This is a genomic window from Paraburkholderia sp. (assembly GCF_034668105.1).
Lineage (GTDB): Bacteria > Pseudomonadota > Gammaproteobacteria > Burkholderiales > Burkholderiaceae > Paraburkholderia.
On the sequence record NZ_JAXDPY010000655.1, the window covers coordinates 1 to 11,326 of the forward strand.

Consider the following 11,326-nt stretch of genomic DNA (forward strand, 5'->3'; position numbering starts at 1 on the left):
GCGCCGTGGAAATAGCCGCGCAACAGCGCATAGCGCTCGTCGCGCATTTCCTCGACCCGCCGCACCACACGGCGCATCGGCACGCCCATCAGCACCAGCGTATGCGAAGCCAGCATCAGACTGCCTTCGACGATTTCAGGAATCACCTCTGTCGCGCCGGCGGCCAGCAGCTTTTCCAGATCGGCGTCGTCGACGGTACGAACGATCACCGGCAGCGTGGGCTCCAGTTCGTGAATATTGTGCAGCACGCGCAATGCCGACGGCGTATTCGCGTAGGTAATCGCGATCGCCGCCGCGCGATGGATACCGGCGGCGAGCAGCGATTCGCGCCGCCCCGCGTCGCCGAACACCACGGACTCACCCGCGGTCGCCGCGGCCTGCACACGATCGGGGTCCAGGTCCAACGCGACGTACGACAAACCTTCATGCTCCAGCATGCGCGCCAGATTCTGCCCGGCCCGGCCGTAACCGCAAATGATCACGTGGCCGCTTTGCTTCAAACTCTGCGTGGCGATACGTGTCATCTGCAAAGACTGCATCATCCATTCAGTCGACGACAACCTCAGCACGATTCGATCCGCGTTCTGGATCATGAACGGCGCGGCGAGCATCGACAGCAGCATCGCCGCGAGAATGGCCTGCAACAGCGTGGCGTCGACAAGATGCTTGTCGAGAATCAGATTCAGCAGCACGAAGCCGAACTCGCCCGCTTGCGCGAGACCGATACCGGTGCGCATCGCGACACCCGGCGACGCACCGAACAGGCGCGAAAGCCCGGTCACCATCACCGCCTTCAGCAGAATCGGGCCGATCAGGAAGCCGAGCACGATGAACGGATGTTCCCAGATCACACGCGGATTCAACAGCATGCCGGTCGTGACGAAGAACAGGCCCAGCAGCACGTCGCGAAACGGCTTGATGTCCTCTTCCACCTGATGCCGGTACGGCGTCTCGGCGATCAACATGCCGGCGATGAACGCACCGAGCGCAAGCGAGAGCCCGAATTTGTCCGTGATGAACGCCGCACCGAGCGTCACCAGCAGCAGATTGAGAATGAACAGTTCCTGCGAGCGGCGCCGCGCCACCACGTTGAACCAGCGCGTCATGAAGCGCTGCCCCACGATCAACAATAGCGCCAACGCCACGACGATCTTGATGGCCGCCACGCCGAGCGAGCTGACGAGATCTTTCGAATCGCCGCCCAGCGCGGCGATCACGATCAACAGCGGCACCACCGCCAGATCCTGGAACAGCAGCACACCGAAGATATTGCGGCCATGCTCGGTTTCGATCTCGAGCCGCTCCGCCAGCATCTTGCTGACGATCGCCGTCGACGACATAGCCAGCGCGCCGCCCAACGCCACGCTCGCTTGCCACGTGATATGCACCCAGCGTTCCAGCACAAAGCCGAGCGTGACCGCCACGGCGATCGTGCCGATCACCTGCAACAGGCCGAGGCCGAATACGAGCCGGCGCATCGAGCGCAGTTTGGAAAGCGAAAACTCCAGCCCGATGGAAAACATCAGGAACACGACGCCGAATTCGGCCAGGTTTTGCGCGCCCGCCGAGTCGGGAATCAAACCGAATGCGTGCGGCCCGACGACGATGCCGACCGTCAGATAGCCGAGCATCGGCGGCAGATTAAGAAAGCGAAAAACCACCACCCCTGCTACTGAAGCCAGCAGCAGGAACAGCGTCATTTCGAGCGGGGAAATCATCGGCAGAAACGCATCGGTAAAGCGTCCTCGTTCGTCAGCGGAACCGCGCACGCTAACACCGTGCGACAAGGTTGTAGGGCCGTTAGAAACAGCATTAAAGGCAGTGGCTTGGCACAGCAGGCCCGGCGCGGCGAACAAGCGCCTTTGCTATACTCCGCGAATGATAGCGAAAATCAATGGCGACCGGGCACTCGCGCTCGCTCGTGACGTGCTCGACATCGAAGCGGACGCTGTACGCGCGCTTCGCGATCAACTCGACGATGGTTTCGTCGGGGCGATCGACTTCATCCTGGGTTGCCGTGGGCGCGTGGTCGTCTCCGGTATCGGCAAATCCGGCCACGTGGCCCGCAAGCTGGCGGCCACGCTCGCCAGCACCGGCACACCGGCGTTCTTCGTTCACCCGGCGGAAGCCAGTCATGGCGACCTCGGCATGGTCACGGCAGACGACGTCTTCGTCGCGCTCTCCAATTCCGGTGAAACTGAAGAACTCGTGGCGATCCTGCCGCTCATCAAGCGGCTCGGCGCGAAGCTGATTGCGATGACGGGACGTCCGTCGTCGAGTCTCGCACAACTGGCCGACGTGCATCTGAATTCTGCCGTGTCGAAAGAAGCCTGTCCGATGAATCTGGCGCCCACCGCCAGCACCACCGCCGCGCTCGCGCTCGGCGATGCGCTCGCGGTCGCGGTGCTGGACGCGCGCGGCTTCGGCCGCGACGATTTCGCCCGCTCGCATCCTGGCGGCGCGCTCGGGCGGCGCCTTTTGACCTATGTGCGCGACGTGATGCGTACCGGTGACCAGGTGCCGAAGGTGACGCCCGACGCCACCGTGCGCGACGCCTTGTTCCAGTTGACGGCCAAGCGTATGGGCATGACGGCGATCGTCGACCACAACGATCACGTGACCGGCATTTTCACCGACGGCGACTTGCGCCGGGTGCTCGAACGCGACGGCGACTTCCGCAATTTATCGATCGCTTCGGTGATGACCGCCGGCCCGCGCACCATCGGTCCGGATCACCTGGCCGTCGAAGCCGTGGAACTGATGGAGCGCCACCGCATCAATCAGATGCTGGTCGTCGACGAAGCAGGCAAGCTGATCGGCGCACTCAACATGCACGACCTGTTCTCAAAGAAGGTGATCTGATGGCTGCCGCCCCCCTTACCGCCACTGAACGCGCAAGCCGCGTCAAGCTGATGATTTTCGACGTCGACGGCGTGCTGACCGACGGCGGTCTGCTGTTCACGGCGGAAGGCGACACGATGAAGGCGTTCAATTCGATGGACGGCCACGGCATGAAGCTGCTGCGCCAGGCCGGCATCGAAACGGCGATCATCACCGGGCGCAAGTCGGGCATCGTCGCGGCGCGGGTGAAGGAAATGAACATCGCGCACGTCTATCAGGGCGTGCAAGACAAACCCCAGGCGTTCGCGGACCTGCTGAAACAAACCGGCATGACGGCGGAAGAATGCGGCTATATGGGCGACGACTGGGTCGATCTCGGCGTGATGCTGAAGGTCGGCTTCGCGGCCGCGCCGGCCAATTCGCATCCTGAAGTGATCGCGCGCGCCCACTGGGTCAGCGAGGCACGCGGCGGCCACGGCGCCGCGCGTGAAGTCTGCGACACCCTGCTGCGCGCGCAGCACAAATATGAAGCGCTGCTCGCGGCAGCCTGCAGCGGCGAACAGCGGGGCCTCGTCGGATGAATCAGTTTCGCTGGACTTCACTGATCCCGCTCGTCGCAATGGCGGCGCTCGCCGGCATCACCTGGTGGCTGCTGCAAGCCACGTTGCCGCGGCAAAACGAAAGCGTGGTACGCCCCAAGGAGCACACGCCGGATTACTTCGCGGACAACTTCTCGGTGTCCGAACTCGATCAGTCGGGCTCGACGCAATACCGCCTGACCGCCACGTCGCTAATCCATTACGAGGACGACGAGCTGAGCGACCTGGTCAAGCCGGCCATGCGCGCTTTTCAGCCCGGCAAACCGATCGTCACCGCGACCGGCGACACCGGCACGGTGAACGGCGACGCCTCGATCGTCAATCTGTACGACAACGCCCGCATCCTGCGCGCCGCCGGTAACGGCGATCCGCAGATGCAAGCGGATTCGCAGCATTTTAGGGTGCTGGTCAACGACGATGTCATCGAAACTGAAAAGCCGGTTAAACTTCAGCGCGGCATGTCTGTGATGACTGCCAGCGGCATGAACTACAACAACGTCACCCGGGTGATGCAGCTGTTCGGCAATGTGAAGGGCGCGATCGCCGCGTCCGAAGGCTCCGCCAGCTCGCCCAAGCAACCCGGGTAATCCATTCCAGGCGTGACTGCATGAACGAATCGTTCCCCCGTTTTGATACCGGCCGCTCGCGCACCCTGTCCGCGTGCCGCGCCGGACTCGCTGCGCTGATTGTCGCGTTGCCGCTCGCCGGCTTCGCGCCGCTCGCGCACGCCGACCGCGCCGACAAGGACAAGCCGCTGAACATCGAAGCGGACAACATGACTTACGACGACCTCAAACAGGTCAACATCTTCACCGGCCACGTGGTCGCCACCAAAGGCACGATCGTGATCAAGGCCGATCGGGTCGAAGTGACGCAAGACCCGCAGGGCTATCAGTACGCCACCGGCACGTCGACTGGCGGCAATCTGTCGTATTTCCGCCAGAAGCGCGAAGGCCTCGACGAATACATCGAGGGTACGGCCGTTCGTATCGACTACGACGGCAAGCAGGATCTGACCACGCTCACCACCAACGCCACCGTGAAGCGCCTGCAAGGCCTCTCGACGGTAATGGACCAGGTGCACGGCAGCGTCATCACGTATGACGGGCAGAACGACTTCTACACGGCGAAAGCGGGTAAAGATGTCGCCGGCCCGGGCAACCCGACCGGCCGCGTGCGCGCAATGCTGGCGCCGCGCAATGGCGGCGCTGCACCGCTGAGCGGCGCATCGGCCACGCTCGCGCCGTCCTCCACAATCCAGGGAGCACCGAACCAGTGAGTTCCTCCGCGTCCCTCCCCAATCGCAAACCGGCCGGCACCAGCAGTTCGCTGGCGGTCCGCAATCTGAAGAAGCGTTACGGCTCGCGCACGGTAGTCAAAGACGTCTCGCTCGACGTGAAAAGCGGCGAAGTGGTCGGCCTGCTCGGCCCCAACGGCGCCGGCAAGACCACCTCGTTCTATATGATCGTCGGCCTCGTGCCGCTCGATGCAGGTGAAATCGATCTGGACGGCAAATCGATCAGCTTGCTGCCGATTCACAAGCGCGCGTCGCTGGGTCTGTCGTATCTGCCGCAGGAAGCTTCGGTGTTCCGCAAGCTCAGCGTCGAGGAAAACATTCGCGCGGTGCTGGAATTGCAGCACGAAGACAACGGCAAGCGGCTCACCAAAGACACCATCACGAGCCGCACCGAAGCCTTGCTCGACGAACTGCAGATTGCTCACTTGCGCGAGAATCCGGCGCTGTCGCTGTCGGGCGGTGAGCGTCGGCGGGTTGAAATTGCCCGCGCGCTCGCCACCAACCCGAGCTTCATTCTGCTCGACGAACCGTTCGCGGGCGTCGATCCGATCGCCGTGCTGGAAATCCAGAAGATCGTTAAATTTCTGAAGCAGCGCAATATCGGCGTACTGATCACCGACCACAACGTGCGCGAGACCCTCGGCATTTGTGATCACGCCTACATCATCAGCGACGGCAGCGTGCTGGCCGCCGGTGCGCCGAGCGACATCATCGAAAACGAAAGCGTGCGGCGCGTCTACCTGGGCGAGCACTTCCGCATGTAAGTGCCCAAGGGACTGCCGGCGGTGCGAGCGCGCATCCGCCGGCGCTTTTGCGGCATCCGCACATCAGCATTTTGACCTGGGCCGTCTTGCGCCCAGCGCCGCCGAAAACGGGCGCACGCGTAATTGCGAATGTCGCAAAGTATCGCGGTCGTGGCAAACTCTCTACAATGAATCTCAACTTGCCATGAAAGCCAGCCTCCAACTCCGCCTATCGCAGCATCTTGCGCTGACCCCGCAACTGCAGCAGTCCATCCGGCTGCTTCAGCTGTCCACGCTCGAACTGCAGCAGGAAGTCGCAATGGCGATCTCGCAGAATCCGCTCCTCGAGAACGAGGACGACTGGATCGCGAGTCCCCTGCGCGTGGCGGCCGACGGTTCGTTGATCGCGCAGTCGCCCAATTCCTCCGCACCGCCCGACCAGATGGGCGGCAATACGTCGTCTTCGTCCACCAGCAGCAGCGAGCGCGCCGAGAACGGCGAGCCGCAGGGTGTCGACGAATATAACGGCCTCGCGAGCGACGGCAACGGCGACGCGTCGCAATGGGATCTCGGCGACTACGGCCGCTCCGGCAATGCCTCGGACGACGACGATCTGCCGCCGCTGCAAATCCATGAATCGAGCACTTCGCTGCGCGATCATCTGATGGCGCAACTTCGCGTCACCCAGGCAAGCCAGCGCGACCGCGCGCTGATCACCTTCCTGATCGAATCGCTCGACGACGACGGCTATCTTGCCGCCACGCTCGACGAAGTATTGACCGATCTGCCCGAAGAACTCGAGGTCGATCTCGACGAAATGAATGCCGCGCTTGCGCTGCTGCATAGCTTCGACCCGGCGGGAGTCGGCGCACGCTCCGCGTCCGAATGTCTCAAGCTGCAATTGCTCCGGCTCGAACAATCTCCTACGCGCACGCTTGCGCTCGACATCGTCGCCCATCATCTGGAATTGCTCGCGGCGCGCGATTTCACGCGCCTGCGCAAGCATCTGAAGGCGAACGACGACGATCTACGCGATGCGCATGTCCTGATCCGCTCGCTCGAGCCGTTTCCCGGCGCGGCTTACGGCAAGGCGGAAGCGGACTATGTCGTGCCGGACATCATGGTGCGCAAAACGGCACAGGGCTGGCAGGCGGAACTGAACCCGGAGGTGGTGCCGAAGCTGCGCATCAATCATCTCTACGCAAATATTCTGCGCAATAACCGGGGCGATCCAGGCAGCGGATCGTTGCGCCAGCAACTGCAAGAAGCACGCTGGCTGATCAAGAATATCCAGCAACGCTTCGAGACTATCCTCCGGGTTGCACAGGCTATCGTGGAGCGTCAGAAGAGCTTTTTTGTACATGGCGAAATTGCCATGCGCCCCTTGGTTTTGCGGGAAATTGCTGATACGCTGGGCCTACACGAGTCAACTGTCTCGCGTGTGACAACCGGTAAATACATGCTGACCCCATTCGGGACGCTTGAATTTAAGTACTTCTTCGGATCACACGTTTCGACTGACACGGGCGGCGCGGCCTCTTCCACGGCCATTCGCGCGCTCATCAAGCAACTGATAGGAGCGGAAAACCCGAAATCTCCTCTTTCAGACAGCCGCATAGCCGAACTGCTGGCGGAACAGGGCTTCGTGGTCGCACGGCGCACCGTTGCGAAGTATCGCGAAGCACTCAAGATTCCAGCAGTCAACCTGCGCAAGTCTCTATAGCGCGCCCCCAACCTGTCGCCTCGCGCCAGGCCCCCCGAGGGGGGAATAAAACGTGGGGCGGCCCGGCGTTTTATTGAGCCCGCCGCCTCCCGCGACGGGCATTTACCGGCCGCTCCGCAAGTTGGCGGACAGGCCGGCCGATGCGACCTGCCAGAAGTCAGTCACCGGGGGGCGACTCAGGCAAGCCGACAGATCGACCGGACCTTCGTCATCGTGCGGAACAAGCGGCCTCTAGCTTGGAGAAGCACTATGAATCTGCAGATCAGTGGACACCACCTCGAAGTAACGCCTGCGTTGCGCGAATACGTGATCACCAAACTGGATAGGGTGCTAAGACATTTTGATCAGGTAATCGACGGCAGTGTGGTCCTCTCGGTCGACAACCATAAGGAAAAGGAAAAGCGGCAAAAGGTGGAAATCAACCTCCATCTGAAGGGCAAAGACATCTTTGTCGAGAGCTGTGACAGCGACCTTTACGCTGCGATCGATCTGATGATCGACAAGCTTGACCGACAAGTCATACGTCACAAGGATCGCCTGCAAGGCCATCAGCACGATGCGATCAAGTATCAACCGGCGCCGCAACTCGATGTGCCGCCGCAGTAAGGAAAATTAGAAGGGGTTTCGTTTGCTTCCTTCGGTTTCCCTTAACCAGCAAAGCCGCCCGAGACCGGGCGGTTTTTCGTTGGCCGCCCCCCTTCTTGCGCTCAACGCCGCACGGACCCGCGCTTCAAATAAACCCATAATGCATTGATGGCGCGCCGCACCATCCGTGGCTACCCTGTTCTATAATGTTCCGGTTACCATCGGGGTCAAGCTAGCTCAAACGGAAGTCGGTCGGCCAGGGTCCTGCGCTTTCGGACTCCAACGTGCGGCGCCGTGAGCATCAAACGAATGGAACGCCACTCAAACGCCCCAGCGAGGAGAACCCAGGCCACGTTTTCGCCTGTCAACATGAATCGTTTAGCCAAATTTCTTCCCCTCGAGAACGTCGTCGTCGGACTATCGGTCACCAGCAAGAAGCGCGTATTCGAGCAAGCGGGTCTGATCTTCGAGAACCAGAACGGCATCGCCCGTAGCACGGTCACTGACAATCTGTTTGCGCGTGAGCGCCTCGGATCGACTGGCCTTGGCGAAGGCGTTGCGATTCCGCATGGCCGGATCAAAGGCTTGAAGCAGCCGCTCGCCGCATTCGTCCGCCTCGCCGAACCCATTCCCTTCGAATCGCCCGACGGCCAGCCGGTCTCGCTGCTGATCTTCCTGCTCGTGCCTGAGCAGGCCACCCAGCAGCACCTCGAAATCCTTTCGGAAATCGCTCAGTTGCTGTCCGATCGCGAGACCCGCGAGCGCCTGCACACGGAAGAAGACCGCGATTCGTTGCATCGGCTGCTCACTCAGTGGCAACCTTGATGCATCGGCGGTTATCCGCACGCCGATCGTTCGCCTGCTCGTTTGCATGGTTAGCCGCCAGCTCATCTGTCCGGTTAGCCACCTGCGCGCGGGTACACTCAGGCAAAGTTCGCGGCCCGCGTTAGCGCGAGCGCACCCTTTGCCGAGCAAGCGGCCCACACTGGAGTCACTGACTCATGGATACGTCCAGCATCAACGCCCAGAGCATTTTCGACGACAACGCCGCCACGCTGAAGCTGAGCTGGCTGACGGGGCATGAAGGCTGGGAGCGCGGCTTTTCTTCGGAATCGGTCGCCAATGCCACGTCGAGCGCCGACCTTGTCGGCCACTTGAACCTGATCCACCCGAACCGGATCCAGGTGCTCGGCGACGCCGAAATCGACTACTACAAACGCCAAACCGACGAGGACCGCTCACGCCATATGGCCGAGCTGATCGCGTTGGAACCGCCGTTTCTGGTGGTGGCGGGCGGCGTGGCCGCGCCGCCGGAACTGGTGCTGCGCTGCACGCGCTCGTCCACACCGCTGTTCACCACGCCGATGTCCGCCGCCGCGGTGATCGACAGCCTGCGCCTCTACATGTCGCGCATTCTGGCGCCGCGCGCCACGCTGCACGGCGTGTTTCTCGACATTCTCGGCATGGGCGTGCTGCTCACCGGCGATTCCGGCCTCGGCAAGAGTGAACTCGGGCTGGAACTGATCAGTCGCGGCCACGGCCTCGTCGCTGACGACGCAGTGGATTTCGTGCGCCTCGGCCCGGATTTCGTCGAAGGGCGCTGCCCGCCGCTGCTGCAAAATCTGCTCGAAGTGCGCGGTCTCGGCCTGCTCGACATCAAGACGATCTTCGGTGAAACCGCGGTGCGCCGCAAAATGAAGCTGAAACTGATCGTGCAACTGGTGCGCCGTCCCGATGGCGAGTTCCAGCGGCTGCCGCTGGAAAGTCAAACCGTCGACGTGCTCGGCTTGCCGATCAGCAAAGTCACGATTCAGGTGGCGGCCGGCCGCAACCTCGCGGTACTGGTCGAAGCGGCCGTGCGCAACACGATCCTGCAACTGCGCGGTATCGATACGTTGCGCGACTTCATGGATCGCCAGCGCCTGGCCATGCAGGACCCGGACAGCCAGTTTCCCGGCAAATTGATCTAAGTCCGCGACCTTCGGCAACCCGCCGCGGCGCTCCGCAGTACTCCACGGCCCATAAGGCCCGCAGCCAACGGCAGGCTGCGGCGCCACGCGCACGGGACCAGATGCTATGATGAACTGTACGGATTTCTCGACTCCATGCGCATAATCCTGATCACCGGTATTTCCGGCTCCGGCAAATCGGTTGCCCTGAACGCGCTTGAAGACGCAGGCTATTACTGTGTCGACAATCTGCCGCCGCGTTTTCTGCCGCAACTCGCCAACTATCTCGCCGACGGCGGCCAGGAACGCCTCGCGGTCGCGATCGACGCGCGCTCGAGCGCCTCGCTCGACGAAATGCCCGCGATGATCCGCGACCTCTCGCGCTCCCACGACGTGCGCGTCCTTTTCCTGAATGCCAGCACGCAGTCGCTGATTCAACGCTTCTCCGAAACACGCCGCCGCCATCCGCTATCCGGTTCAACCGCGCATGACGCGGACGTCGGCCTGCTGACGTCGCTTGCGGAAGCGATCGAACGCGAACGCGAGCTCGTGGCGGGCCTCGCTGAGTTCGGCCATCAGATCGACACCAGCAATCTGCGCGCAAACGTGCTGCGTGCCTGGGTCAAACGTTTCATCGAGCAGGAAGATACGGGGCTCGTGTTGATGTTCGAGTCGTTCGGCTTCAAACGCGGCGTGCCCCTCGACGCCGATTTTGTTTTCGACGTACGCACGCTGCCGAACCCGTATTACGATCATGAATTGCGGCCGCTCACGGGCCTCGACAAACCGGTAATGGATTTTCTCGATGCACTGCCGGTGGTGCATGAAATGATCGGCGACATCGAAAAGTTTCTCGTCAAATGGCTGCCGCATTTCCGCGACGACAACCGTAGTTATCTGACGGTCGCGATCGGCTGCACGGGCGGGCAGCACCGCTCGGTGTTCATTGCGGAGACGCTAGCCGCGCGTCTCGCAACTTCGGCAAATGTCATTGTGCGGCACCGCGATGCGCCGGTTCACGCCGGCGAATCATCGAAGTTAGTGGCTTAACCGGCCGCATCGCGCGGCCTCAACTCGAAGCGTTGCGCCATGTCTTCTTCTACTGTGCTTGCCGATGTACCGCTGTTTCCGCTGCATACGGTGCTGTTTCCCGATGGGCTGCTGCCGCTGAAAATCTTCGAAGCGCGCTACCTCGATATGGCGCGCGACTGTCTGCGTGAAAAAACGCCGTTCGGTGTATGTCTGCTGAAAAGCGGGGCGGAAGTCGCGCGCGAAGAAGAGCCTTCAGTGCCGGAAGCAGTGGGATGTCTCGCCGAAATCGAAGAGTGCGATGTCGAAGCCTTCGGCATGCTGCTAATCCGGGCGCGTGGCACGCGGCGGTTTCGCCTGCTGTCGCATCGCGTGGAGAGCAGCGGTTTGCTGGTCGGCATGGCGGAGCCGCTCGGCGAAGACGTTCCGCTCGAAGGCAATGAGCTGCTGGCGAAATTCGGCGCCTGCGCCGAAGTGCTCGAACGGATCATCGCGACTATTCGCGAGCGCGATCCGGAGAGCCTGCCGTTCGCCGAACCATTCAGGCTCGACGACCCGTC

Annotated in this window: 12 protein-coding genes; 11 read left to right on the forward strand and 1 reads right to left on the reverse strand. The window is 62.1% G+C overall.

Features of this window, described 5'->3' with window-relative positions; genetic code table 11:
• A partial coding sequence (locus QOC89_RS29025) for a cation:proton antiporter (protein WP_323048197.1) occupies positions 1 to 1,718 on the reverse strand: 1,718 nt, incomplete at its 3' end.
• A gap of 160 nt (positions 1,719 to 1,878) precedes the next feature.
• On the opposite strand from QOC89_RS29025, the gene kdsD reads away from it, so the two are divergent.
• The 11 genes from kdsD to QOC89_RS29080 all read left to right on the forward strand — a co-directional run.
• A complete protein-coding gene (kdsD, locus tag QOC89_RS29030) occupies positions 1,879 to 2,862 on the forward strand; it encodes an arabinose 5-phosphate isomerase KdsD (protein WP_323048190.1) in 984 nt (327 codons plus the stop codon).
• Positions 2,862 to 3,422 carry an HAD family hydrolase gene (locus tag QOC89_RS29035; RefSeq protein WP_323048191.1) on the forward strand — a complete coding sequence of 187 codons (561 nt, stop codon included), beginning with the start codon at positions 2,862 to 2,864 and terminating at the stop codon, positions 3,420 to 3,422. The genes kdsD and QOC89_RS29035 overlap by 1 nt, the downstream gene beginning before the upstream one ends.
• The gene (gene lptC, locus QOC89_RS29040) at positions 3,419 to 4,027 is read left to right on the forward strand and encodes an LPS export ABC transporter periplasmic protein LptC (RefSeq protein ID WP_323048192.1); all 609 of its coding nucleotides are present in this window, start codon (positions 3,419 to 3,421) and stop codon (positions 4,025 to 4,027) included. Before QOC89_RS29035 ends, lptC begins: the two co-directional genes overlap by 4 nt.
• A gap of 20 nt (positions 4,028 to 4,047) precedes the next feature.
• Positions 4,048 to 4,719: a lipopolysaccharide transport periplasmic protein LptA gene (gene lptA, locus QOC89_RS29045; RefSeq protein WP_323048193.1), complete on the forward strand. Its 672-nt coding sequence runs from the start codon at positions 4,048 to 4,050 to the stop codon at positions 4,717 to 4,719.
• Positions 4,716 to 5,501, forward strand: coding sequence for an LPS export ABC transporter ATP-binding protein (lptB, locus tag QOC89_RS29050; RefSeq protein WP_179735943.1), 786 nt, complete (start codon positions 4,716 to 4,718; stop codon positions 5,499 to 5,501). Before lptA ends, lptB begins: the two co-directional genes overlap by 4 nt.
• Positions 5,502 to 5,685: 184 nt before the next feature.
• Positions 5,686 to 7,203, forward strand: coding sequence for an RNA polymerase factor sigma-54 (locus QOC89_RS29055; protein WP_323048194.1), 1,518 nt, complete (start codon positions 5,686 to 5,688; stop codon positions 7,201 to 7,203).
• Between the two features lie 249 nt (positions 7,204 to 7,452).
• Positions 7,453 to 7,809 carry a ribosome hibernation-promoting factor, HPF/YfiA family gene (hpf, locus tag QOC89_RS29060; RefSeq protein WP_179735939.1) on the forward strand — a complete coding sequence of 119 codons (357 nt, stop codon included), beginning with the start codon at positions 7,453 to 7,455 and terminating at the stop codon, positions 7,807 to 7,809.
• A 288-nt stretch (positions 7,810 to 8,097) separates the two neighbouring features.
• The gene (locus QOC89_RS29065) at positions 8,098 to 8,613 is read left to right on the forward strand and encodes a PTS sugar transporter subunit IIA (RefSeq protein ID WP_179735937.1); all 516 of its coding nucleotides are present in this window, start codon (positions 8,098 to 8,100) and stop codon (positions 8,611 to 8,613) included.
• Between the two features lie 176 nt (positions 8,614 to 8,789).
• The gene (gene hprK, locus QOC89_RS29070) at positions 8,790 to 9,758 is read left to right on the forward strand and encodes an HPr(Ser) kinase/phosphatase (RefSeq protein ID WP_007179412.1); all 969 of its coding nucleotides are present in this window, start codon (positions 8,790 to 8,792) and stop codon (positions 9,756 to 9,758) included.
• 135 nt (positions 9,759 to 9,893) lie between these two features.
• Positions 9,894 to 10,787: an RNase adapter RapZ gene (gene rapZ, locus QOC89_RS29075; RefSeq protein ID WP_323048195.1), complete on the forward strand. Its 894-nt coding sequence runs from the start codon at positions 9,894 to 9,896 to the stop codon at positions 10,785 to 10,787.
• Between the two features lie 39 nt (positions 10,788 to 10,826).
• Positions 10,827 to 11,326, forward strand: a 500-nt coding sequence (locus QOC89_RS29080; protein ID WP_323048196.1) for an LON peptidase substrate-binding domain-containing protein, incomplete at its 3' end; no start/stop codon positions are given.